The organism is Microcoleus sp. Z1_B2 (assembly GCF_036700325.1).
Taxonomy (GTDB): domain Bacteria; phylum Cyanobacteriota; class Cyanobacteriia; order Cyanobacteriales; family Microcoleaceae; genus Microcoleus.
Genome location: NZ_JAUBOQ010000017.1, coordinates 68,613 through 94,148, shown reverse-complemented (window position 1 = coordinate 94,148; position 25,536 = coordinate 68,613). Strand labels below are relative to the sequence as shown.

Genomic DNA, 25,536 nt, shown 5'->3' with positions numbered 1-25,536 from the left:
TTGGGGAAGTCGTATCACTTTGATTGATAAATTACCATAAAACCCAGCAGTTCTGATCGTCTACAGTTATGTCAGCGCGGGCGCTACAATTTGTCCAATCTTTGGTTGCGGTTACGTCGAAGAGTTTGGTCAAAAATTCAGTCATTTTGCGGATAATCTCTTCGGCTTTGACTTCAACTTTTTTGGACTCTGGCGGCAGTTGTTCGCCTTCTTCGTCTTTGGGGCGGTAAGTACGGGAGATTCCAGAAAGCACAGCGGGCTTCTGGAGTGCTTTTTGAGCTTCTGCGAGTTCTTGGACGGATCGGCTTTTGATGCCTTTTTCGATCGCAATAATCTGATTTAAGCGTGGCATTGTTCGATGTTATTGACGCTGAACTCATATCAAGCCGGGTTAATACTGATAATCGAATTGTTTGTCCTGTGGCTTTTAGGGCTTTGAGGACTCTCCCTCCTCAGTACCAACCTCACGATCGTTCTTTAACCAGACTTGATCGTTATGTAGTATGCCACACTTCAAAGTAAATTACAAGCTTTCTTTTCTAGGCGCGGTGCCAACAGAGCCCGTCGCTACCGTACTCAGCAATTTATCTCTCAAAAACTCGGCAAAATCTCTAGCGTCGCTGCGGATCAAGTGGATGCCATCATTGGTACGCCATTCTCGCTCTTTCGGGGGTGGCAGCCACTCAAAACGATCGGACGGAAACAGCTTTTTAGCCAATTCTTGGACTTGTTTTCTCCTGATTGCAGCGTTAACTCGTGACTCTTGCGGTATGTCAAATAAAACTACTTTTGCCCCGCTATTTTTTTGGATTTCTGCGATTTGAATTTTAATAAACTCAGCTTCTTTTTTTATAGCTTCTGCATCTTGTTCAGACAAAGGTTGACTTTGAATATCTACTATCGTTTGGATAGCTTTTTGGGATAAGTCGGGAGTAAGATATCGACCTTCTAATCTGTCTAGAGCCTCTCGCGTCACTTTTTGACTCGGCTTCGATCGACTTTTAAAAACATCCACAAAAATGCTAATCGGACGGTATTCCTCTCTCATCATTGGTAGATACTGGCGTAACCAATAAAAAAGAGGATGATACAAAGAATCCATTAATTCTGTATCTATTTTCCGAACAATAGTATCGTTAATTTCCACCAAAACAATAGGAGGCTTGGTTTTACTTCTTTTAACTATTTCTAAACCTGTTTGGCTCGCTCCTCCCCCCAAGGCTATGCTCTTTACGCCCTCTCCAATGTCTTTAATATTAAGGTTTGCAGCTAGAGAACTACCTACCATTACCATTTTTAGATCGGAATTATCCTGATATACATACCTTTGAGTTTTAACAATATTATTTTGAAGCAGGCTAACTCCATCGGAAGCAGGCAAAACTCCGCCGCTGACGAGCGCTTGATAAAAACTCATTATAAACAGAAAAATTAGTACCGGGCGCAAAATCGGTCGCAACGGGAATTTGACAAACATAGAACACCTTCTAGAATTGGAAATAAATAAATTGTTTCGAGCTGCCACTGTTGAGGAATATCATTGCTAGCATAATTCCTAAAGCTAAATCTTGATAAACGCTCCAGACTTTTTGGCCGTTTTTATTTGAATCCTGTTTCATCAGATTTTGCCAAGTGGGAAAATGGGGAATGTGATAAATCACTACTGGTAGGGAAAAAATTAGCGTCGGAATAATGTGACTCCAACCGGGCTTGATTTTATAGTTGCGAACTAAAGTAACTGCGAAGTCAACCGCTTCTTCAAATCGAGGCAGTTTGAAAAGCAGCCATCCCACGGAAACAAAAGAGAAAATGCCTAAAACGCTAAGGCTGTCCAATAATAATTGCTGCCAGATTGGTTTGGTTTTTGCTTGATTTGGTTCTGGCAATTTGTTTTTGGATTTGTCGAAGCCAAAAAAGCGTTCTACGGCTAAACCCAAGCCGTGATAAATTCCCCAAACTGCATAACTCCAAGCAGCCCCATGCCATAATCCTCCTAAAGTCATTACTATCATTAAGTTAACATAAGTTCTGATTCTGCCTTTGCGGTTTCCGCCGAGGGGAAAGTATAGATAATCTCGGAGCCAAGTTGAGAGGGAAATGTGCCACCTTCTCCAGAATTCGGAGAGGGAACGAGAGATGTAAGGAAAGTCGAAGTTGTCGGGAATTCTGTAACCCAAAGCGGCTGCAAAACCGATCGCAATTAAGGAGTAACCGGCAAAATCGGCGAAAATTTGGATTGAGTAGCCAAACAGCAGTGTCAGGTTGGTAATCGTTCCAAATCCTTGGTAGTAGGGAAAGCTGATCCAGAAGGTATAGTCTTTTAAGTTGTCGGCGATGACCATTTTTAGGAAGTAGCCGACAACGAGCGAGCGAAAAATGAAATTCCAAGGAATATCTTTAAAGTATTTAGGAACAATCTGGGGATAAAAAGTCTTGGATTTTAAAATCGGGCCTGACAGTAAATTGGGGAAAAAGCTAATAAAAAATGAAGTATTTAGCAGGTGTTGGGTGAAGTTGGGCGAGACGTAAGCGTTTGCTTCGGTTTCGCTTTTGTTTTTTTGAGTCAGTACGTCTACGATTAAACTTATGCCTTCAAATGTGTAGAAAGAAATGCCGATAGGCAGAGGCAATTTTAAGAATAAATAAGCAATGCTGCCTTCGGAGCGAGCAATATTAAAAACATCGGTAACAAAGTTAGTTAGCAAACCAGCGTATTTAAACAAGCTCAAAATTAATACATTGAGAACGACTCCCGATAAAGCCCAAAAAAATCGCTGTTTCTTGCCAGAAATCCGGGCAACTTGAAAGCTGACTGTAGCGTTGATAAGAATGGAGAGTAGCAGGATCAGCAACAGTGCGGGGGCGCTCCAACTGTAAAAAATAAAGCTGGCAATTATCAGGATGGGAACCTGCAATTTTTGCAACGGAGGGAAATAATATATGGCGAAAACAATCGCAAAAAATACTAAAAATTCAATACTGTTAAATAACATAATTTGTGATTTCGCTCTTTTACGTAGCCTGTGACCCACTATATCAACCGCCTGGGACTAATGGCAAGACTAGCCCAGAACCCGATCGCGATCGCGCATCCTACCAAAGTGTAGCAAATATCACTCTTTATGAGCGCTGCGACTACCTCTTGAGATAGATGCGGAAATACCTCCCAGGGCGCGTTGTCATTTCGGGAAACATTTCTTAACATATAGATAACAAAGGGAATCCGAGGAGACACCAAAAATCCTTAAGCCCTTGGGGTGCCCCGGTTAATCAAACTTTTCGCAAACAAGGGCTAAATTAATGAACAAGCAGCAAAACTCCGAAGTTTCAGCATTTTTGCCCATGCTCCAAAAAGGCATTTGGCTGTTTGGGATTCTCTCTTGGATATTCGGGCTGACAGATAGAAGTATTGCACTATTATCTGACGGATATTTGTCGGCGATCGATATTGTCCAGCTATTTACAGCATCCTTTTTCTTCATTAGCTGGCTGTTTTTAAGCCCGTTTTTGGCGATTAACTCCCAGAGTCAGCCGAAGGAAGAAGCATCTCCCTAGTTTTTAAGTTGTAATGTTAGTTTCTCGATCGCTCTTTCTTTCTTCGGGAGCAAAGCGGGCCGGCCAAATGCGATCGCAAAAAAACAAAGTTCCCGCCGTCACGCACAGCGGAATTGCCAACAAATTCAACAGCGGAATGCTCACCAAACCCAAACAAACCAAACCAAAACTCCCGCTGGCGGGCAAACTCGCCCAAATTATCTCCAACTTCTCCTGAAAAGGTCGCCTCCGCCTCTCCAAAGGTGCATCTAAAAAGTCCAAACAGACAATAGTCGCGCCCAAAGCTACGCCACCAAAACTGCTAAGAATAGAGCCGACACCAGGAATAAAATTTAGCAGCAGCAGGGGTATACCGACGCTCAACAAAATTTGTAGTTTTCGCAGTTCAAAGGCGATCGCCCTTTGAATATCGCCAAAACTACTCGCCAAATTCATTGGTGCTTCTGCGGGCAATTGACCGTTCCGCAGCAGTTCCAATTGTTCGGAAAGTTTGCCGTACCAGGGCGAACCTAAAATCACGCCAAACTGCACTAACAAAAATCCAATTATCAGCAAAAGTCCTGACACTAGGAGTACGCGCAGCAGCCAGCCGAAAGCAACTGTTAACACACCGAGAAAGCTCAGCCAAGCTGGAAAACTCGCAATTAGAGCATTAAATCGGACGGACAAATCGGCAACTAAAACATCTATCCCAGCCAAACTGGGAAATAGCAAGCTTAAATAAAGACCAATACCAATTATAAAATTTAGCACCACGGGAACTAATACATAAGTCCACAGCTTGGGAGTTTGCAAAATCAGCGTGAAAGCTCGCAAAGGATAGGTGAAACCTGCCAGGAGTCCAATTGGTGCGGTAATGGCGGCGCGGGCGGGGTTTGAATTTAACTGTTTTGACATATTTTCTGCTTTTGAAGACTCGACTCTATTTTCTATTATCCATTTTCCATTATTATGACTGATGAGGATTTATCGCAGGTAGCCCAAAAGTGAAGCTTTTTATTTACCATACCCCGGAACTTACGCCAGCCGACAAAATGCCGGCTTGCGCGATCGCAGTTGATGTGCTGCGGGCGACTACGACAATGGCAACGGCCCTGAATAATGGGGCGGAAGCTGTCCAAGTTTTCAGCGACTTAGATAAGCTAATGGCAAGCAGCGAAAAATGGCCTGCTGATAAGCGGATTCGCGCTGGAGAGCGCGGCGGCGGGAAAGTTGACGGATTTGACATGGGGAATTCTCCTCTCGACTGCACGCCAGAAAAGGTGAGTGGGAAGCGAATTTTTATCAGCACAACTAATGGTACTCGCGCTCTGGAACGAGTGCAAGCTGCTGCAACTGTGTTAACGGCGGCTTTGATTAACCGCAAATCTGTGGTGCAGTTTTTGTTAAGTAAACGGCCGGAAACTATTTGGATTGTGGGTTCTGGTTGGGAAGGAAGTTATTCGTTGGAAGATACGGTTTGTGCTGGTGCGATCGCCCAAAGTCTCCTAGCAGAAAGCGGTATTCCTGCGAGCGATTTTGCTGGTAACGATGAAGTATTTGGGGCTATTGCTCTTTATCTCCACTGGCAAGATAGGTTGCACGAATTGTTGGAAAGAGCCAGTCACGGTCAGCGCCTCCTCGGTTTAGGTGTTATTGAAGATTTAAAATATTGCGCGCAAACGGATACTTTAGATGTGCTGCCGATGCAGCGAGAACCGGGAGTTTTGGTTAAGTCGGATTTTAAAATTCCTCAAGCTAATTTCTGGGATCAATCTTCGGAACAAACGGCGAATTAAATTTTTCTGCCAGTGGTGTAAGCTGTCGCGCATTTAAATTGTATATTCAGGGCGGGCGGGACGCTAGGGCCCCTACTCCCCACAAGACTTTGATTTTTTTTGACATACAATTTAAAGGCCGCAACAGCTTATTAGTAAGGTGCGCGGCCCTGCACACCTACTCGAACAACCACAATAAAATTGGTTTGCAGCATCGGAATGCAAGTCCTCATAAAAATCAGAGGACTTGCATTCCTCACTACAGACAACGGAAGTTAGTAGTTATATCATGTCCGGTCGATTACCCGGATTCCTGTAGGGGCCCGTGAGCCAATAATATTTGCCAAAAACGGACAATCTCACAAACCCGCCCTGGCTTATGTATTATGGGCGATCCATCGGACATGATATTAGCGAACAAGATTTTTTTAAAGAAAGTAGAATTAAAGATATTTGGTAGGGACAAAACAATGTTTTGTCCCTAGTCTATTGCGGGCAATGGAGAATTGCTGAATTCACCGCCGAAGCGCTGAATTAAACACTCGGCAATTCTGGCTGCTGCACCGGGTTCTCCCATGCGGCGCCAGCCATTTTCAGCGATTAGCTGCAACCTGTCGGGGTCGCGGAGCAAAGACTGCACGGCACCGGCAACTTCGGCGGGATGTTTGACTAAAATTAATGACGGCCCTAACAGGCGACTTTGAGCTTCTGCAAAGGCGAAAGTAAATTGCGGGCCGTTTCCGGGAATGGCGATCGCCGGTTTTCCTAAACCTACAAATTGTTCTGTAGCGGTTCCGGCCATTGCTATTGCTAAATCGGCTTCGTACAAACAATCGTTAAAACTTTGCTGAGTCAAAATCATCGTGGCATTTCTCTGCACAAATGTCAGGGGCAATAGCAAATTAGGAGATTCTTTCCGAATTTCTCGAGCGCTGGAAACAGGAGGTCGCAAAATACTTGCTTCTGGCCGCTGCGTTCTAGTTTCCCCGTCTTGTCGCCAGCCGAAAAATTCTAAACTAGGTCGCAAAGCTTCTAAGTTTAACTCTGGAGAAATGGCTCCGAAAAATAACAATTTGCGATCGGCAAACAGCGATAAAATTCCGGCTACAGCCTCTACTATTAGCAGCCAATTAGCATAGGCTTCCGGCGCTCTAGAACCGGGAAGTAAGGTGATGATGAGCGATCGCTCGATTTCCCGAAACTCTGCGTCAGGGCCGTAAAAACCGGCGGGGTTTTCCGGTTCGAGTCCGTCCATCATCGGGTTTCCGAGATCGTAAGCGGGAATGCCCAGCTTTTGTAAGGTCTCGGCGGTGAGCGCGTCCCTGGCAAAAACGGCTCGACAGCGCGATCGAGTCATCAACCAGCGCTCCCAAGGCAAATAAACCGATCGCGACCAATTCCACCCACCGCTTACCCTGGATTTGCGAGCCAGAGGCCCGTCCTCGTCCCGCAAATAATACTCGGACTTGGCAGTACCGACAAAGGCATAGGGCGCGCCGCTGAGCCAAGCAAACAGCAGCGGTACAATATCCCCGCAGGCTAAAATAACGCCGTCTTGATTCCCAGACTGTTTTTGGGTTCGCACCCAAGCGCGGATGGCTTTAAACTGAGCGATGGTCAACTGCAGCAGGCCGCCTTTGACATCGCGCAAAAATTCCCTTCTGTCCATGTAAATAAAGCCGCCCGAAGGCATTCGCTGCACCGGGCCGATGATGCGGGCGTTTTCTAGTTGAGCGAAAGCTTGCCCTTCACCCACTAGCGGAAACACGGCTAATTCTGGCGGATGCGGGTGCTGTTGCAGTTCCTGCAAGATGCGAAGGGCGATCGCGTCTTCTCCGTGGCCGTTACTGAGGCAAAGTAATTTCAATCCCAACTCTCTCAAAAACTGTCTCTGAATATATAGAAGCAAGATTAGCCCCAGGATGCAAGGTGGTAGAGCCGGATGTTGAAGTGAGTGGAGCGCCGATCGCACGAGTCCGGGACTTTTGGGTAAAATAGCAGATGAAACTCTATTTTATAGGTAAAATTGGATGGTAGAAACCCTGCCAAAATCTTTGACACTCCAAGAGTTTCTGAAGTTGCCAGAAACTCAACCAGCCAGCGAGTACATTGACGGTGAAATCATTCAAAAACCGATGCCTCAAGGCCAACATAGTGTCATTCAAGGCGAGTTGACAAGCGCTGCTAATGCTACTCTCAAACCTCAAAAGGTGGCGCGAGCATTTCCAGAACTACGGTGCATTTTTGGCGGTCGAGCGATCGTTCCCGACGTGACAAGCGAATTTCTTCATGTGGTACCCGCCACGTGATTTATCTCGCGCAAGTCAATCCAAAATCTCAAACTTGTGCGCTCGCGAAGTCGAAGTATCTAAAATCCTTGCGTCCCCCGAATTAATCTCGCGCAAGTCAATCCAAAATCTAAAATCTAAAATCTAAAATCGAATGACTGTATTCACTTGGGAACGCATTCCCCGTAAAGAAAATGGTGGTGTGGCAAATGTGTTTGCGATCGCCCCGGATTGGACAATTGAAATCCTCTCCCCCGACCAAAGCCAAACTAAAGTTACTAAAAATATTTTATATTGTCTCAAACATGGAACTCAAATCGGTTGGTTAATCGATCCAGAGGAGCGATCGGTTTTTGTATATCGGCCGACTCAATCAACGGAGGTGTTTGACGAACCGGAACAGTTATTGCCCGTGCCATCTTTTGCCATGGAATTGCAACTGACAGTAGGAGAATTATTTGGTTGGCTATTAGAGTGAGATCGTGTCCGATCGAGCGATCGCACATGATATAACTACTGACCACTGACCACTGACTACTGACCGAAAGCATCCAGGATACCCGCCACGTGATTCATCCGTCCAGAAATAAAAAACCTGTATCCGATAAAGGAGCCGCCGAATTTATCTCGCGCAAGTCAATACTTCAATTCTTTAATCTAAAATCTAAAATCTAAAATCGCGCAATCGATTGACTACTGCCTACTGACCATCGATATATTGCTTTAAAATATTCCGAATTTGTTTGAGCTGAAATCCCTTAGCAAGTTGGCGCAGCTTCGAGACAAACGGCATTAAATTAGGTTCTAAACTCTCCAGCTTAGCACTCTCATCAAAAATTTCTTCAATGTCGCCCATAGCTGCGAGTTTCAAAAGTTTTACTACCGACTCAGAAGCCGCAGGTAACAGAGAAGAATAAGCAGGAAAATCAGAGGCTGGTGACAAACTGGGAGGTTTGCGCTTTTTGTTTTCCGAAGATTCCCCATAAATCCATTCTAGTCCCAAACGCAGGCGCAACTGTTCCAAAAAGTGATTTGCTTCGATCGGTTTGGGAAGAAAAGCATCGTACCCTGCGAGGATGCTATCTTGCTGCGTAGCCTCGAAAACGCTAGCTGACATAGCGATTAACACAACATCTTTTACTTCCGGCAACTGCCGCAGTCTTCTTGCCGTTTCTAAGCCATCCATTACAGGCATCCGCAAGTCCATTAAAATGACATCCGGTTGAAATTCAACTGTTTTGTAGAGGCATTCTTGGCCGTTTTGGGCTTCTGCCACATCAAATCCTAAACGTCGCAGCAGCCTGGACAACAAATCGCGATTCTGTTGATTGTCATCCACTATTAACACCTTCCGCTTGTTGCCGATAAAACCGACCAGCCAGCGTTTTTCCTGCAAAGGAGACACCTCCAAGTACCGTTTAGCTGCTGGCAATTCTAAATCTACCCAAAAAGTGCTGCCTTTTCCCAAAGTGCTGTGGACGCGAATTTCGGCACCCATTAGTTTCGCTAATTTCTGGCTAATCGAGAGTCCGAGACCTGTACCTTCAACAAATGTATTGCCTCCTACTTGGTGGAATGGCAAAAATATTTCTTCTAACTTGCTTTGCTCTATTCCCGTGCCGGTATCCTCGACTTGAAAGCGGATTTTTAAAGCGTGTTTGGCTGCGATCGGATTGTGGGAAAAGCGCATATAATTTTGTTTTAGTTCCGAGCTCAAAGTCGAGAACTCATAATTGTCTCCTTGCCCTCGACTCCAGGCCTCTGTGCCGACATAGCCGACTTTAAAAGTCACACCGCCGCTGTTAGTAAACTTAACCGCATTGCTGAGTAAATTTATGAGAATTTGGCGCAATCTTTTTGGATCTACACGAACGCAGCTAGGGAGGGGAGAGACTTGTTCGTAATGGAATAAAATTTCTTTTTGCGAAGCTCGCATCTGAAAGAGATCTGCAATGTTTTTCGTGAAATTTAGAAAATTCAACTCTTCCGGGTAGAGTTCCATTTTTCTAGCTTCAATTTTGGAAAGATCTAAAACATCGTCGATTAACATCAGCAGGTGTTGACCGCACTGTTGAATATTGCTGAGACTTTCTTGCTGATCTGAGCTTAAGTCTTTGTCGGTTTTGAGGATTTGAGCGTAACCTAAAACGCCGTTTAAAGGCGTGCGTAGTTCGTGGCTCATATTGGCCAGAAATTCGCTTTTGGCGCGGTTGGCGCTTTCAGCAGCTAATGCAGCTTGTTGGAGGGCAGATTCTGCAAGTTTGCGATCGACAATTTCCGTTTGTGCTTGTTGAAATAGCGTCGATTGCTGAATCGCGATCGCCAATTGCACGCACAATTGCCGGAGAGATTCTATTTCTGAGGAATCCCAGGGACGGGGGCCCCTGCAATCCTGGGCTATCAGCAGTCCCCAGAGCTGATTTTCTGCCGTCGGTTGGGTCTGGGAAATGCTTTCTCGTGCTTTTAAAATTGGTACTATTAAGTTAGCTTTTACTTCAATTTTTTCGAGAAATTTCATGTGGCATTCCGTCAAATTTTCCCGGTAAATATCTTCCATTGATCTAATACCGCCTTGCTGATAAACTTCAACAAATTTCTCTTTAAAACAGCCATCAATATTGTTAAAATTTAGCAGCGAAATTCTATCTTTTGCCACGGATTCCACAACAACAAAGCCGCTCCAGTCGGGATTAAAGCGGTAAATAACTGTGCGGTCTGTTTGCAAAAATTGCCGCACTTGTTTGACAGCAGTTGTCAGGACTTCTTCTAAATTTAGGGAGGAGCGAATGCGATCGAGCATAGCAACTACTAGCCGTTCTCGCCTTAATTGCTGCTGCAGTGCCATCTCCGCTTGTTTGCGTTCGGTGATGTCGGTAATTACTCCCACTAACCCGATTAAATGACCAGTTTCATCTTTAATGCCGTCGGCGCGAAATAAAGTTGTTACCAGTTCGTTGTTTTTAGTGTTGATTTTGAGTTCGCCTTGCCAAGATTTGCCTTTACGGAGCGTTTTAAACATTTCTAGCAGCACTTTAGTTTGAGGATAAATTGCTGTTAATCCGCCTGCTGTGTTTAGTTCTTCTGCTGTGTAGCCGTACTGTTGAACAAAGGCTTGATTGTGGTAGAGCGATCGCCCTGTCAAGTCAGCAATGCCGATCGCATCGCTGGTGCTTTCCACCGCTTGAGTAACTCGCAGCAAATCTAATTCTGCTTGTTTGCGATCGCTAATATCAGTAATAGTGCCGATATAGCCTTTAATTTCCTGCTTGTCTCCGATTTCTGCAATTGCCTGACCGATCACCCAAATTACCCGACCGTCTGGACGCTGAAATCGGTATTCTGATTTAAAAGGAATTGTATCAATAATTGAGCTATGCCATTCATTTTTTACCCGATCCACATCATCGGGATGTATGGCATTCATCCAGCCAATTTCTGCTGCTAATTCTGCGTTTAATCCCGTAATTTCGCTCCACCGTTGATTCACATAAAGACAATTTCCAAATGTGTCAGTGTGAAATATGCAAACTGGCGATGCTTCTGCTAAAGTTTGGTAGCGGCGCTGGCTCGATCGCAGGGCTGATTCTACCTGTTTTCTATTAGTTATATCGCGGACTATAGAAATAATTTCGCCACCGACAAGCATTGTCAGCGACAATTCTTGAGGAAACTTAGTACCGTCACTGCGCTGACCGATTGCTTCTATATTGCAGTACCCTTTTTGCAGAAGCATCGGCATTATTTGTAATTCAAAAAATATATTTTCTGCTTTGCTGTAGAGCATTTTCCATTTCTTCCCATACATTTCGCTAGGGCTAGCCAAGCCGTACATTTTGAGATAAGCGTCGTTGGAATAAATACATTCTTTATTATTATTAAAAATCGCGATTCCGTCATAAGCAGCGGCCATTGCTACTGCTTGGCGCTGGAGTTGAGACTCTGCTTGTTTACGAGACGTAATGTCGTGGCCGACTGAGTAGATTAAACCTTCTTCGCTAAATGGCGATGCCGTCCACAGGAAGCATTTGTAAGAACCGTCTTTGCAGATGTAGCGGTTTTCAAAGGAGATACTGGACGTACCTGCTATTAGTTTTGCTCCTTCGGCTGCGGTAGCTTTTCGATCGTCTGGATGAACAAATTCGATCATTGGCTTGGCAAACAATTCACTAATACTGTAGCCTAAAGCTGTTGACCAAGCTGGGTTTAAACGTTTAAAATGACCGTCAAAACCTACAATACAAAGCAAGTCTAAGGAGATAGTGAAAAAACGATCGCGCTCTGTTTGTGCCTGCTTTAATTCAGTGATATCCATCACTAAACCGTCCCAGAGAATATCGCCTTCGCTGCCAGATTTGCTTTCATTAGTGAGCCTTTCTGGTCTCGCAGCTCCTTGCAGCCACTTAACTTTTCCAGATGGCAAAGTCTGTCGCCACTGCTGCTGCCAAGGTTCCAGCGTAGTGGCTGAAATTGCCATTGATGCTTTTAAATCTAAGAGGTCGTCTGGGTGAATTCCATTGGAAATCAGTTCCGCATTTTGCTCTATTGCTTCTGCCTCTAATTCGTAGAGTTGGCTACTGCCTGAAGAAATGTAAGGGAAAGACATTTTTCCAGTTGCTGACATTCGTAATTGATAAATTATTCCCGGCAGGTTAGCTACCAATTTTTGAAAGCGAGCTTCGCTTTGTTCCAGGGCTTTTTGTTGCTGTCTGTATTCGGTAAAATCTCTAATTGTACCCACTATTACTTTACTGCCGTCTGCTATTTGGAAGACGCTTTTTTTGGTAGAAATTATGTGTTCTTTTCCGGCAGAGTCTGTGAAGCTTTCTTCGGTTTCCAAGCAGATACCCGTTGTCAATACTTCTTCATCTTTTGTCCAAAAAACAGCAGCTTCTGATGGGGGGAAAAAGTCATAATCTGATTTGCCGAGCAGTTCTTGCCGCGATTTGCCGACCAACTGACAAAAAGCATCATTTAATATCATCCAGCGGTGTTGCTCGTCTTTGACAAAAATTGGGTCTGGCGTAGCATTTATGGTGTGGTTTAAAAATTCTTCTGATGCTCTCAGTTTGGCTTCGTAGCGGTAGCGATCGCTCACGTCCAACACTACTTCTATTATCCGGTCGATAGACCTGTCCAGGCGGCGGATGCAGCGCAGGGAAACTCGCGTGTGAACTATTTCGCCATTTTTTCTGAGCAACCTTTTGTCTAAGATGTAACCGTCGCTCCTACCTGCTAACATCTGAGAAAAATTTTCACAATTAGCCTCCAAATCTTCTGGATGAGTCAACTCTAGCCAATTATTTTGCACGAGTTCGTAGCGCTCATAGCCCAGCAAATTGCACAGGGCATCGTTAACTTCTATCCAGTGGCAATTTAGAGGAATTTCGCTGTCAATAATTGGAGCGATGATGGCAATGCCGATCAGGGAATTTTCCACCACCGAGCGATATTTTTCTTCACTTTTTCGCAAAGCATCTTGACTGTTTTGGCGTTCTATGGCGTAGCGGAGCGATCGAATTAACAGTTCGCTGTCGATTTTTCTTTTTACCAAATAATCCTGTACGCCGACAGAAATCAACCGCAGGGCAAGTTCTTCGTCGTTTTGGGCGGTCAGAACTACGATCGGCACATTTACCCCGTACTCTTGTACCCGAGCAACCGTCTCGATTCCCCGACTATCTGGCAATGAAAGGTCTAATAAAATTATGTCAAAAGTTTCTTGATTCAATCGCTGCTGCGCTTCGCTGAGGCGCTCTACTTTCGTCAGCACTATACGCTGCGCGCCGCCTATTTCTGACAGCAAATCTTCAATCAGCTCAGCTTCATGAGGGTTGTCTTCTACTAACAGAACTTTAAAGCAGATAGGAGGCAAAGCTAAGTTAAAAACTGCTTTCATAATATTTGTTAATCAAGAAAATATTAAAATAACTGGAATTTTACCTTTTATTTTCCGGGCAGTCATTCAATTCCACGTACACATACATCGATCGTCAGATTCGGGGAGGGTAAGCAATCTTTACAAATAATATGTTTAATAAGTAAAATTATATCACGCACCAACTAGACTGTCAACGGAAAAGAAGTTTTATTCTAAATTGCCATTTATACCAATTAAAACAATGAATGCAACTGTAGCCCATATCCCCACCCCGATACTCACACTCCTTACCAACAATTATTTAATGTTTTTATCTCCCCCTATTATTTTTTTTGATTTCTACATTATATATTCGATGTAACACATTTTAAGAATAGAGAAAGTGATTAATTTTGCCAAGATTATAGCTTATACATTGGCGAAACTATACCTCAATTAAGCGAGAGTAAAGTAAAAAATTGAACCTTGCTCCGGTTCCGATTCCACCCAGATAGATCCGCCGTGAAGTTCCACAATTTTTTGACAAATTGCTAAACCAATACCAGTCCCAGAATATTCTCTTTGAGTGTGCAAGCGCTGAAAAATTTGAAAGATACGTGTTTGATGCTGTGGAGCAATCCCAATTCCATTATCTGAGACAGAAATTAACCAGTTTTCCTCCTGTTTGCAAGCGGTAATATGAACCACAGGCGTTGCATCGTGGCGATATTTAATCGCATTGCTGACTAAATTTTGAAATAGTTGTACGAGTTGAGAAATATCCCCCATTACCGCGGGTAATTCACTGTAGGTGACAACGGCTTTAGTCTCGCGGATCGCCCCTTGCAGGTTCGCGAGTGCTTGCTCGACTGCATGATTGCAATCTGTCAGTTGAAAAGGTTTCCGACTCCTGCCAACGCGGGAATATTCGAGTAAATCGTCAATTAAAGTTTGCATTCTGGTGCAGCCCTGAACGATATTGCCGATAAACTTACTACCTTGGCTGTCGAGTTGGTCTTTGTAGCGTTTTTCTAAAAGTTGAGCGTAACTAGCAATGGTTGCTAAAGGCGCTTGCAAGTCATGAGAAGCCACATAAGCAAATTGTTCTAGTTCTGCATTTGAACGCGCCAATTCTTGGTTAGATTTTAATAGAGCAGATTCGGCGCGCTGGCGGTGGGATATCTCTTGCTGGAGTACCAAATTTTGCTCTTGCAGAGCTTTTTCAACGGCGCGACGGGTGCTGATTTCTTGTTGCAAAATTTGGTTTTTCTCCTGAAGAGTTTTTTCCACTGCTAATCGGCTCGTAATTTCTTCTTGCAGCAGCATATTTTGTTCTTTTAGCTGCTTTTGTAAATTCCGCAGGCTGAGGTGACTTTCGATGCGGGCCAGCACTTCTTCAAACTGAAATGGCTTGCTGATATAGTCAACAGCTCCCACAGCAAATGCGTTTACTTTGTCAAATACTTCATCTTTAGCGCTGATAAAAATTACCGGAATTTCGCGAGTTTTAGGTTCTAATTTCAAATGCTGACAAACTTCGTAACCGTTCATTTCCGGCATCATTATGTCGAGCAAAATCAAATCTGGTGGATTAGAATTGCACGCTCTCAAAGCCATTTTTCCGTTAATCACGCAGCGGGGGGTGTATCCTCTCTGAGTCAACATCGTAGACAACAGACGCAGGTTTTCTGCTGTATCGTCTACTACTAAAATGTTTCCTAGTGGCGTCTCTGGTTGCTGATTGTTCATTGATTATTTCCCTGTTCCTGTTTTCTTCACAAAAATGTGGGCAGCTATTTTATTTAGGATTTACGGAAAACACCCGGTTTCTAGTAGGAATATCGAGAAAGAAAATGAGGAACCCGCTCCTAAACCGGGTGTTTAGCCGTTTGTGCACAAGCAAGTCCTGTTATTGTTCGTTTAGCAATCCTCAAATCCCCAGCAGCAGAGTCAGAGCATTATTGTCCCAAGTCAATCCTTTATCTAAAACCTTAAATCCCGCGACTTCGCACATAGCTTCTAAAGCATTAGCTGTAGGTAGCCACCAGCACGCCGCAAAATTGTCCATGTCAAAAACTGCTTTTTCAGTTATCCCTATAAGTGCGTTGTTGTTGATGTATGGCCGCCAATAAGCTGTTAAAATAGCTCGTTCAGCGTCGTCCAAAGCTGGAATAAACATTACTCCAGAAGGCGGAAGTTCATAGCGTCCTAACTCATTCTCTATAACTTCTTGGGTAATAGCTGAAGTGAAAATTAAATGCTCGCGAGTTATCTGACGCAAGGCAACTAAAATCTGCAACGGATGGGGGTGATGGTACAAAACTCCTGCACAGTGAACTACATCGTAAGGTTCGCCAATGTCTGCAAGTTGAATCTGAGTGATATCTTGATTGATACAGTGATAATTAGCAATATTTAAACTTGTCATGCGATCGTGAAAATCTTGCCACCAGTGGAGGGATGCCGGCATGGCATCAATCATTGTCAGAGAAACTGCACCGTATTTGCTAGCTACAGATACTTTTTCGCTGACAGTTCCCCACAAGCCGCCGACTTCTGCAAAAGTCTTGCCTTTGACTACTCGGGCAATGTAGCGATCGCGAATATCCTTAGCCTCTAACTCTAATAATAGAGTAGATTCCCCTGTTTGACGCTGTTTTTCTAAAATCTCCTCTAATTTTTGGGATATTTCTGGATCTTTGGGTCTAATTTCTAATGCCATCAAGTACAACATTATGGCTTCGTTAAGCCGATCGCTCTCAGCAAACTTTTGGGCTATTTCGCAGTAAAATTCAGGAGCGTGCAGCGGCTGCATTTCGTGGTGATAGTAGCTAGTTGCTACATCTGAATCTACCGGAGTTCTTTTAGTTAGAGCCTCACCTAATTTTATGTAAATTTTCGGGAGGGACGGCTCGATTTGAAGCGCACAAAGGTAGGCGGAAACAGCATCGTTCCATGCGTGATTTCCACTCAAAGCATCGCCTAAATTGTAATAAGACCAAGAAATAGTGGGATTAAGTTCAATAGCACGTTGGTAAGCGGTAGCTGCGGCTTTCCACTGTTGGGTTTTTAACAGCGCTGCTCCTAAATTGTGGTAAGTCCAAGAGAATTCTGGATTGAGTGCGATCGCCCGCCGATAAGCGAGTGTTGCGGCTTCAAACTTTTGAAGTTGAACTAAAGTCAAAGCTAAGTTATAATGAGACCAAAATAAATCCGCATTTAGTGCGATCGCCTGTTCGTATGCAGCCTCAGCTTCCGACAATTTTTCTAGTTTAACAAGAGCATCTCCTAACTGGTGAAAAGCTGCAAAAAAATTCGGATCTAATTCAGTAGCGCGCTGGTAAGCTGCGGCGGATTCCGACCATTCTTCTAATCGATCGCAAGCTACACCGATGCTGTAGTAAGACCAAGAATAATCCGGGTTAATTTCCACCGCCGTGCGGTAGGCGATCGCAGCTTCTTGCCATTTTTCTAAATTGAGCAGCACGCTGCCTAAGTTGTAGTATGACAAAAAAGAATTGGGATTTAAATCAATACTTTTTCGGTAGGCTGCCTCCGCTTCGCGCCAGAGTTCCTTAGCTTGCAAAACATTGCCTAATTTGTAATGAAAATCAGAAATCTCCGGCTGGAGTTGAATAGCTTTGCGGTAGTTAACAATAGCTTCGTCCCACTGCTTTAGCTCGCTAGCAGCTTCTGCTAATTGGCAGTAAGCTTCGCAAAAGCTGGGGTTTAAATAAATCGTGCGGTGGTAACAAGTCAGCGCTTTTTCTGGCTTGTTTTGCGCCAACAAAGTATTACCTAAATCGAGATATTCTTCTGCTATCTCTATCGGTTCCACCATGAGTGCTTGATACCAACAATCTGCTGCTTCTTCAGCTTGACCGACTTGGGTAAATATCCGGCTCAAATTACGGTATAATCCTGCAAAGTTTGGTTGCAGGGAGATGGCTTTTTGGTAACAGGCGATCGCCTCTTGCCACTGTTCCCAAGTAGCACAGAGAGTGCCTAGGTTAGCAAAAGCTTCGGCAAAATCGGGTTGCAGGGCGATCGCAACTTTATACCAATACCTTGCGTCTTCTAGTTTACCCTGAGCTTGCAGCGCCTTTCCCAAGGTCTTGCAAGTCTCTGCTGAATTGGGTTCAGATGCCAAAATTTGTTGGCAAAGTGCGATCGCCCGATCGAAGTTCCCTGTAGCCAAATAAATTTCTGCCTGCTGCTGGAAATTCACTTGCACTGTTTCTGAATTCATTTTTTATTTTCCTTTTGAGTTGTCATTCCATGTAAAATTATATGCTACACTTTGCCAAAATTCAAGTTTTTGTAATTAGATCAACCGAACACAGAATAATGATGAAAATCCGCCAAATTAATCTAAACTATATAATCATAGGTTAACAGCGAGCTAAATAATGTCAACAGCTACTCAAACACCGCAAGTAAGCGTAATTATACCTGTATATAATGGATCTCGCTACATCGTACAAGCCGTGGAAAGCGCCCTAGGTCAAACTTTTACTAATTTGGAGATTATAGTTGTAGATGACGGTTCGACAGATAGCACGCAGCAAGTATTGCAGCCTTATTGTGACAGAATTCGCTACATATACCAGGAAAATCAAGGAGTAGCAGCAGCCAGAAATATTGCTTGCCAACTAGCGCAAGGCGAGTTTTTAGCCTTTCTCGATGCCGATGACTATTTCCTACCATCCAAGCTAGAGAAACAACTAGCTTGCTTTGACGCTAACCCCACCTTAGATATGGTGCAAACAGGTTGGGTAATCGTCGATGAAACCGGGCGAGAGATTTCTGCTGTCAAGCCTTGGCAACAAGCGTCTAAATTAAATTTAGAAAGCTTTATTCTATATAAATGCGTGCGACCCAGTGCGATGATGCTGCGCCGAAACTGGTGGGAAAAATTGGCCGGTTTCGATTCTCAGTTGCCACTAGCAGAAGATTTAGACTTTGCCTTGCGTTTAGCTTTAAAAGGGTGCAAAGCAGTTTGGTTAGAAGAAAAACTTACCTGTTATCGCCAGCACAATTCTAATCTCATGTCAATCGGTTTTCGCGTAATGAAGAATATAGAAATTGTGATGAAAAAATTCTTCGCTCGACCCGATTTGCCCCAGTCAATCCGGCAGTTAAAAAACCCAGAACGCTATCAATGCTTAAAGTGGCTGGCATGGCGGATGTATCGCGACGGCCATCTAACAGAGATGGCCCAGTGTTTAGAAGAGTCATTGCAATATACGCCTTTTTCGCCCACACAAACAGTGTTGAATTGGCTGGAAAGTTTTCAGATGGCTTCTGAAGAATATGGTGAAAATTTTGACGCTTATTCGCTGAGTAAGTTAGCCCAATGGCAAGAGATAATTCAGATGGTGATGACTAATCCACCCCAATCTCAACAGAGTTCTATTCCCACACCTTCAAAAGCGCAAGCCCACATTCTACTCTACAACACGGACGATCCGGGCGTGGGAGGATTAGCGCAGTACAATCATGCCATTCTCTGTGAGTTAGCCTTGTTAGGCTATCGAGTCACCTGCGTGCAAACCAAACATTCTAGCCCCTTGCTTGAGCGAGAACGAGAGTTAGGTATAGAACACTTGTGGCTGGATTTTAGCGGGCATAAAGATTTACAGCGGGTGTTAAGAAATACTCAGGATGCACGAGAGCTTTTTGCTAGCAATCAACCGGATATGATTATTTTTAGCGATGGTTGGCCATTTTCCAATTTTGCAGCTAAACAGGTAGTGATGCAAATGGGAATACCATACATGATGGTGATTGGGTTAGTTATGCCAGAACACGCCACTTTTGCCTGCGGAGATGTAGTGCCTTATGTAGAAGGAGTGCTCTACCACTGCCTGCAAGCTAGAGCCTTGATTGTTGGCGCTTACGAACATTTGAATTTATTGTGCCAACATTTCAAGTTGCCAAAAGAGCGAGGACAAGTGATTTACTTGGGGCGTTCTTCTGAATATTTTGCACATCCTAATGCTGCAGCTCGTCAACGCCTGCGGCAAGAAATAGGAATTCCTGAAGAGGCGATTGTCTGTTTCACATCTGCTCGATTGGCATCGATTAAAGGGCATCAATATCAGATTGAAGCAATCAAGCAGTTGCAGCAGTCTCCTGTGTGGTCTAAACTGTATTTTGTGTGGGCAGGAACGGGTGAGGGAAGCGCTGATAATGTAGAAATAGAATTGAGGGAAACTATTAAAGAGTTAGGCGTGAGCGATCGCGTGAAGGCGATCGGACAACGCTGGGATATCCTAGATTGGCTGGATGCTAGCGACATATTCATTTTGACTTCTGTGGCAGATGCAGCGCCTTCTCTTGCAGTTATGGAAGCGATGGCTAAGGGATTGCCGGTAGTTGCAACGGCTGTGGGCGGGATTCCTGAAGGGCTTGGCGATACTGGGAAATTGTTGCCCGATCCGAATACCGATCCAGAGGGAACCGCGAGGGAATTGGCGGAAACTGTAGAAGCTTGGGCGATGAATCCAGAATTGCGACATCAAATCGGTCAAGCTTGCAAGCAGCGGGCCGAGAAAGTGTTTAAAGAGGAACGGATGTTGGCAGAGTCGATGGAGGCGATCGAAAAAGCTTTACTTTGCGATCGTCAAACAGATCCATTTGTTACTCAAAAAAAGGTGCAGAGGTCAATGGCGAAAATAGAAAGCCTGGTCAACTACAGCTCTTTAGTATGGAATGCTTGGCAGGCTTACTGTCAAGAAGATCTAAGCGGAATGCAGAAGTGGCTTCAAGAATCTTTGAAGTACACACCTTTTTTGAGTACAGAAACGCTGTTAAACTGGGTAGAATATTTTGGCAATTTTTCGTCAGCTAAAGGGCATAGTTTAGATACATATTCTCTAATTAATTCAGTAGAATGGCAACAATTAGTCGAGGAAGTACAGGGTATTGAATCTGTATTTTATGCACGTTAAAATACCAAATTTACATTTCAAATTCGGATTGCTCTCAACAGTAGAATTGCATCTGCCTTCTGCCTGACATCCGTTACATCCGTTACATCCGTTACAGAATCCGTTGCCGAACCCTTCCTTATCACCGATAAAATTCATGTCAATAGCAAATCCGACACCGCGAGTAAGTGTAATTATTCCAGCATATAATGGATCTCGCTACATCGCGCAAGCGGTAGAAAGCGTCATCAGCCAAACCTATAAAAACTGGGAAATTATCGTCGTAGACGACGGCTCAACCGACGAAACCCGCCAAGCATTGCAGCCTTATGTTGAAAAAATTCGCTATGTTTATCAGGAAAACCAAGGAGTAGCTGCCGCCCGCAACCGAGGAATTCAGGAATCCCGATGTGAATTAATTGCTTTTTTAGATCAAGATGATTTTTTCTTGTCCGATAAGTTGGCTGGGCAAGTTGCGTTATTTGACGCTCAGCCATCACTAGGAATTGTTAATAGTGGCTGGCGAATTGTTAAAGAGCAAGGCGAAAGTATTTGCGATATAAAACCCTGGGAATACTTTCCTCAGCTCGACTTAAAAACCTGGATTGTTTATATGCCCCTACTTCCCAGCGCCATGATGTTTTCGCGGGCGTGGCTGGAACGAGTCGGTGGCTTTGATTCTCAGTATGATTCAGTAGATGATGCCGACTTAATTGTGCGTTTATCACTATCTGGGTGCGAAGCTGTTTGGTTGCCTCAAGTGACAGTATGCTACCGCCAGCACGGGCAAAATGTGTCCATCCAGAGAGCGATAAAACAGGCAAACCTTTGTATTAAATTAAAGCAAAATTTCTTCAGTAGAGCCGACTTACCAGAGGATATCCGCCAATTAGAAAAGCTTGCTTTTTATGAGGCTCTGACATGGATGGCGTGGCAACTGTACTACAGTGGCCATCCGGCAGAAATGACTGACTATTTGCAAAAATCTTTGGATTATACCCCGTACTCCCTGACAGCAACTATAGCAGATTGGGTAAAGCGCATCACCGGAATTGCTAAGACCTACGGCTGCAAAATCGATGCCATTGCTATGGGAAACTTACCAGAATGGAAACAGTTAATAGCTAGTATCATCACTCCCAAAAAAGTACGCGTCAGTGTCATTATCCCGGCTTATAACTGCGAGCGCTACATTCTAAAAGCCGTAGAGAGCGTTCTCAGTCAGAGTTATGAAAACTGGGAAATTATCGTCGTAGATGACGGTTCAACAGACAATACCAGCCAAGTTTTAGCACCTTACTTCGATTTAATTCAATACATCTATCAAGAGAACCAAGGAGCAGCCCTGGCCCGAAATCGTGCTTGTAAGTTAGCACGAGGGGAATTTTTAGCTTTCTTAGATGCTGACGACTTCTTCTTACCAGAAAAACTAGAAAAACAAGTAGCTTGCTTTGACGCTGACCCCACATTAGATATGGTGCAAACAGGTTGGGTTATCGTTGGCAAAAACGACGAAGGCATCTATGGAGTACAGCCTTGGGAAGAAGAACCAAAATTAGATTTAGAAGCCTTTGTTTTCTACAAATCAGTGCGTCCCAGCGCCATGATGCTGCGGCGAGAGTGGTGGGAACGCTTGGGGGGTTTCGATCATCGCTTGCCGCCAACCGAAGATTTAGATTTTGTCCTACGTTTAGCTTTAAAAGGCTGCAAGTCAGTTTGGTTAAAAGAGATATTAACCTGCTATCGTCAGCATGACAACAATCTGATGTCCAACGGCTCCAAATTAATGAAAAATATGGAAATTTTGATGGATAATTTTTTCGCACGGCCAGATTTACCTCAGCACATTCACGACTTAAAGCCCGCGGAACGTTACAAGTCTTTCGTATGGATAGCATCACGGATGTACCGCGACGGATATTTGCCAGAGATGGTCGAATGTCTGGAAAAATCTCTGTATTACACTAATCTGACAGGCACTGAAACTGTTTTTAATTGGCTGGAAACTTTTAAGGGGGTTTCAGAACAGTACGGCTACAACTTTGATGCCTATGCCTTAACCAATTTACAGGAGTGGCAAGACATAGTGGCGATCGCAGCTAACAATCCTTATCAGTTTAAACCCGAGCCCAGTTCGACTTCTCGGCAGCCAAGACAGCACGTACTCCTGTACACAGAAGACTCAGGAGTCGGCGGATTGGCTCAGTTCAACCACTCGCTGATGTGTAAATTAGCGGCGGATGGCTACCGAGTAACCAGCGTTCAAAGTCAAGCTTCTAATCCTTTAATTACCGAACAAAAACAGCTAGGTATCGAACATATTTGGCTAGAGTTCGACACGATGAAAGAGTTTTTGCGAATAGCTTACAATTTGGATGATGCTCAAAAGATTTACGCCCAAGCTAGACCGGATTTAATTATATTTAGTGACGGCTGGCCGATGGCTAACTTTGCAGCTAAACAAGTTGCGATCGAGCAAAATATACCGTACATCATCAGTCTGGGTTATATCAATCGCAATTATGAAACCTTCGATCGCGGCGATCAAATTCCCTATTTCGATGCAGTTGCCTATCAGTACATTGTAGCCAAAGCAGCAGTAGCAGTTTCCCACGAGAATTTAAACTTGTTCCAAAGTCTATTTAAAGCGCGTCTAGAACGGGGAAAAGTAATCTATTATGGCAGACCAAATAGTTATTTTGAGTCACCGAATCTTTCCACTCGCCAACGCCTGCGTCAAGAACAAGGAATCCCTGAAAATGCTGTCGTTTGTTTTACAGCGGCAAGATTGACTCCAATTAAAGGATATCAGTATCAATTGCAGGCGATCGCCCAATTGAAAAATCGTCCAATTTGGCCCCAAATTTACTTTGTTTGGGCCGGGCCGGGGTCTACTACTCACGACAATATGGAACCTGAATTAAGAGCAACTGTGAGCAAATTGGGAGTAGAAGAACAGGTTAAATTTTTAGGACAGCGCTGGGATATTGCCGATTGGCTCGACGCCAGCGACATCTTTATTTTATCTTCCCAAGCAGAAGGAATGCCGCTAGCAATTATGGAAGCAATGGCAAAAGGATTGCCCGTAATTGCCACAGCAGTCAGCGGGATTCCTGAAGAATTGGGAGATACGGGAAAGTTGCTGCCCGATCCTACAATCGACCCAGAAGGAACAGTAAAAGAGTTGGTAGAAACGGTGGAAATATGGGCAGAAAATCCCGAATCGCGTAGACTTGCAGGACAAGCGTGCAAAGCGCGAGCCGAAGAACTATTCCAAGAAGAACGGATGCTTCGGGAATATGGAGAAATAATTGAACAGGCATTGGTAAGTGACGATGAGAGCGACAGTTTCTCTATTAGTCCGAAACTCAAAAAGCAGCTACAGCAAGTGGATAGCCTGCTGAAATACTATTATTTAGTGTGGAAAGCTTGGGAGGCTTACGATCGGGGAGATATGTCCGAGATGGTGAATAATTTGCAATCTGCTTGGGCCTGCACACCTTATTTTACCACGGAAACTATCTTTGATTGGGTGAAAAACTTTGGTATTTTCGCAGCCGAAAAAGGCGTTACGTTCGATACCCACGAGCTGATCAACTCCCGGTCGTGGCAACAAGTGATAGAATCAATACAGGGTTTTGAAGTGTTTTCATCGGTTCGTTAAAACAGAGCTCTTGTAGCATTCTTAGGAACGGGATATCCGGCCCATTCCACAAAACATCAACCAAAGAAAAGATATGCAATTTACATTCAAGTTCCCACGGATTAATAAACTGCTGCCAATTTGTTTAGCTATTGTCACTGTTCTGTTAATAGCCTATTTGGGACAGCAACCAACTGTTGCCCAACTGCGATCGAACGTTACAGTAGATTTTGGACAGCCAGCCACCGGTACAATTTCCATGAGTGGCATCCTGCACGGAATTGATACTAGCCAGCCGCCGGATAGTTCTATTAAACCCTTGCAGCCCAAACTTTGGCGGGCGGGGAGACTCGATATTTACGATCGCATAATCGCCAGCGGAGCCGAGTTTCAGTTAGTAGTCAGCGACTTGTGGGGCTACGGTAGCAATCCCAATGGCTGGCCCTATCAAAACTACCCCGCGTGGGAAGCATTCGTGCGGCAATTAGCCCAGCAAAATAAAGGCAAAAAAATTATTTGGGATGTATGGAATGAGCCAGATTGGAAAGATCCATTTTGGAACGGAAGCAGAGAACAATTCTTTGAAACTTACAAAAGAGCTTACAAAATTTTGCGGGAAGAATTGGGGCCGTCAGCAATGATTGGCGGGCCCAGCCTCGGCCGCTACAGCAAAGAATATCTCGCCGCTTTTTTGGATTACTGCAAGGCTAACAAACTTGAAGTAAATTTCCTCTCGTGGCACGAACTTAACGACACGATGATCTTATTTGTTGACGATCACGTAATTGAGGCTAAACGCAATTTTCAGCAAAGTCCCTCTTACAAGGAACTGAAATTGCAAAAAATTTACGTCAACGAAATTGTCGGCAACTTAGCGCAGTACCAGCCGGGGGAAATCTTAGGTTATTTGTATAACTTAGAGTATGCAAAAGCTGACGGTGCTTGCAGAGCTTGTTGGGATACTAAAGGGCCAAATAAAGTTAGCAATTGCTTCAACAATACGCTGAGTGGGATGGTCACGCCTAATACTTTTGAGCCGAGAGCTGCTTGGTGGACTTACAAAGCTTATGCTGACGGAGTTAATTCGCGGGTGCGGAGTTGGTCAAATAACAATCGCCTTGTCGCTTTAGCCAGCAAGTCCAATCCTGAAGGTAAAGCACAGATACTTTTAGGTTATTTCGACCCCAATTTTTCCTCAGCAACAACGGTAACATTAACCATCGGCAATTTGGAGCAGCTAGGTATTCAAAGGGGTCAGAAAATCACTCTAAAATTAGAAAAGATTCCCAACAATCAAGAAGGAGCCGTGCCACAGCTTGTCACAGTTAAAGAAGAAAGTTTTTCGGTTGGTAGCGGCAGCTTGGCTTATGTTATCCCTAATTTCAACGTCCACGAAGGCTACTTATTGACGGTTAGCAAGTGAGCTAGCTATCCTATTAGATTGTGAACAAATTGTAGGGACACGGCACTGCCTTTCGTCCTGTCAACTTAACGTTAAACCGAT

14 protein-coding genes and 2 pseudogenes are annotated in these 25,536 nt (G+C 44.2%); 8 read left to right on the top strand and 8 right to left on the bottom strand.

Annotated features, from left to right (window positions below; translation table 11 throughout):
- Positions 1–31: 31 nt before the first annotated feature.
- The 3 genes from QT984_RS12495 to QT984_RS12485 all read right to left on the bottom strand — a co-directional run bounded on the left by QT984_RS12495 (position 32) and on the right by QT984_RS12485 (position 2,993).
- On the bottom strand, positions 32–352 hold the full coding sequence (locus QT984_RS12495; RefSeq protein ID WP_333055696.1) for a DUF7873 family protein: 321 nt from the start codon (positions 350–352) through the stop codon (positions 32–34).
- 171 nt (positions 353–523) lie between these two features.
- Positions 524–1,477, bottom strand: a complete 954-nt coding sequence (locus QT984_RS12490) for a hypothetical protein (protein ID WP_333055695.1) — start codon at positions 1,475–1,477, stop codon at positions 524–526.
- 10 nt (positions 1,478–1,487) lie between these two features.
- Positions 1,488–2,993, bottom strand: coding sequence for an MBOAT family O-acyltransferase (locus QT984_RS12485; RefSeq protein ID WP_333055694.1), 1,506 nt, complete (start codon positions 2,991–2,993; stop codon positions 1,488–1,490).
- 5 nt (positions 2,994–2,998) lie between these two features.
- On the opposite strand from QT984_RS12485, the gene QT984_RS12480 reads away from it, so the two are divergent.
- Together QT984_RS12480 and QT984_RS12475 are read left to right on the top strand one after the other, a co-directional pair.
- Complete coding sequence (locus QT984_RS12480; RefSeq protein WP_333207676.1) at positions 2,999–3,151, top strand: hypothetical protein; 153 nt, start codon at positions 2,999–3,001, stop codon at positions 3,149–3,151.
- Between the two features lie 149 nt (positions 3,152–3,300).
- Positions 3,301–3,555, top strand: a complete 255-nt coding sequence (locus QT984_RS12475) for a hypothetical protein (protein WP_333055693.1) — start codon at positions 3,301–3,303, stop codon at positions 3,553–3,555.
- A gap of 3 nt (positions 3,556–3,558) precedes the next feature.
- On the opposite strand, the gene QT984_RS12470 is transcribed toward QT984_RS12475, so the two are convergent.
- Positions 3,559–4,452, bottom strand: a complete 894-nt coding sequence (locus tag QT984_RS12470; RefSeq protein WP_333260707.1) for an EI24 domain-containing protein — start codon at positions 4,450–4,452, stop codon at positions 3,559–3,561.
- 89 nt (positions 4,453–4,541) lie between these two features.
- On the opposite strand from QT984_RS12470, the gene QT984_RS12465 reads away from it, so the two are divergent.
- A complete protein-coding gene (locus QT984_RS12465) occupies positions 4,542–5,333 on the top strand; it encodes a 2-phosphosulfolactate phosphatase family protein (protein WP_333055691.1) in 792 nt (263 codons plus the stop codon).
- A gap of 460 nt (positions 5,334–5,793) precedes the next feature.
- Here the strand turns inward: QT984_RS12465 and QT984_RS12460 are convergent, their stop codons facing one another.
- Positions 5,794–7,179 carry a lipid-A-disaccharide synthase-related protein gene (locus QT984_RS12460; protein ID WP_333207674.1) on the bottom strand — a complete coding sequence of 462 codons (1,386 nt, stop codon included), beginning with the start codon at positions 7,177–7,179 and terminating at the stop codon, positions 5,794–5,796.
- 163 nt (positions 7,180–7,342) lie between these two features.
- Between QT984_RS12460 and QT984_RS12455 the strand changes: the two are divergent.
- Positions 7,343–7,585 (top strand): annotated as a pseudogene (locus tag QT984_RS12455) (Uma2 family endonuclease); the annotation flags it as partial.
- A gap of 169 nt (positions 7,586–7,754) precedes the next feature.
- Positions 7,755–8,078: pseudogene (locus tag QT984_RS12450) on the top strand (Uma2 family endonuclease); the annotation flags it as partial.
- Positions 8,079–8,300: 222 nt separating this feature from the next.
- On the opposite strand, the gene QT984_RS12445 reads toward QT984_RS12450, so the two are convergent.
- The 3 genes from QT984_RS12445 to QT984_RS12435 form a co-directional block, all read right to left on the bottom strand.
- Positions 8,301–13,496 (bottom strand): PAS domain S-box protein, encoded by a 5,196-nt coding sequence (locus QT984_RS12445; protein WP_333233798.1) that lies wholly within the window; start codon positions 13,494–13,496, stop codon positions 8,301–8,303.
- A 417-nt stretch (positions 13,497–13,913) separates the two neighbouring features.
- Positions 13,914–15,206, bottom strand: coding sequence for an ATP-binding protein (locus QT984_RS12440; protein WP_333055688.1), 1,293 nt, complete (start codon positions 15,204–15,206; stop codon positions 13,914–13,916).
- Between the two features lie 181 nt (positions 15,207–15,387).
- Positions 15,388–17,706: a tetratricopeptide repeat protein gene (locus QT984_RS12435; protein ID WP_333374103.1), complete on the bottom strand. Its 2,319-nt coding sequence runs from the start codon at positions 17,704–17,706 to the stop codon at positions 15,388–15,390.
- Between the two features lie 160 nt (positions 17,707–17,866).
- Between QT984_RS12435 and QT984_RS12430 the strand changes: the two genes are divergently transcribed.
- The 3 genes from QT984_RS12430 to QT984_RS12420 all read left to right on the top strand — a co-directional run bounded on the left by QT984_RS12430 (position 17,867) and on the right by QT984_RS12420 (position 25,455).
- On the top strand, positions 17,867–20,410 hold the full coding sequence (locus QT984_RS12430; protein ID WP_333313793.1) for a glycosyltransferase: 2,544 nt from the start codon (positions 17,867–17,869) through the stop codon (positions 20,408–20,410).
- A gap of 136 nt (positions 20,411–20,546) precedes the next feature.
- Positions 20,547–24,053, top strand: a complete 3,507-nt coding sequence (locus QT984_RS12425) for a glycosyltransferase (protein WP_333055685.1) — start codon at positions 20,547–20,549, stop codon at positions 24,051–24,053.
- A gap of 73 nt (positions 24,054–24,126) precedes the next feature.
- Positions 24,127–25,455, top strand: a complete 1,329-nt coding sequence (locus tag QT984_RS12420) for a GH39 family glycosyl hydrolase (protein WP_333055684.1) — start codon at positions 24,127–24,129, stop codon at positions 25,453–25,455.
- Positions 25,456–25,536: the final 81 nt, after the last annotated feature.

Excerpts from the sequence above, each read along its gene's own strand:
- QT984_RS12485 (WP_333055694.1), bottom strand. The coding sequence starts at position 2,993 with ATGTTATTTAACAGTATTGAATTTTTAGTATTTTTTGCGATTGTTTTC.
- QT984_RS12495 (WP_333055696.1), bottom strand. The coding sequence starts at position 352 with ATGCCACGCTTAAATCAGATTATTGCGATCGAAAAAGGCATCAAAAGC.
- QT984_RS12425 (WP_333055685.1), top strand. The coding sequence starts at position 20,547 with ATGTCAATAGCAAATCCGACACCGCGAGTAAGTGTAATTATTCCAGCA.
- QT984_RS12430 (WP_333313793.1), top strand. The coding sequence starts at position 17,867 with ATGTCAACAGCTACTCAAACACCGCAAGTAAGCGTAATTATACCTGTA.
- QT984_RS12420 (WP_333055684.1), top strand. The coding sequence starts at position 24,127 with ATGCAATTTACATTCAAGTTCCCACGGATTAATAAACTGCTGCCAATT.
- QT984_RS12440 (WP_333055688.1), bottom strand. The coding sequence starts at position 15,206 with ATGAACAATCAGCAACCAGAGACGCCACTAGGAAACATTTTAGTAGTA.
- QT984_RS12435 (WP_333374103.1), bottom strand. The coding sequence starts at position 17,706 with ATGAATTCAGAAACAGTGCAAGTGAATTTCCAGCAGCAGGCAGAAATT.
- QT984_RS12445 (WP_333233798.1), bottom strand. The coding sequence starts at position 13,496 with ATGAAAGCAGTTTTTAACTTAGCTTTGCCTCCTATCTGCTTTAAAGTT.
- QT984_RS12470 (WP_333260707.1), bottom strand. The coding sequence starts at position 4,452 with ATGTCAAAACAGTTAAATTCAAACCCCGCCCGCGCCGCCATTACCGCA.
- QT984_RS12490 (WP_333055695.1), bottom strand. The coding sequence starts at position 1,477 with ATGTTTGTCAAATTCCCGTTGCGACCGATTTTGCGCCCGGTACTAATT.
- QT984_RS12475 (WP_333055693.1), top strand. The coding sequence starts at position 3,301 with ATGAACAAGCAGCAAAACTCCGAAGTTTCAGCATTTTTGCCCATGCTC.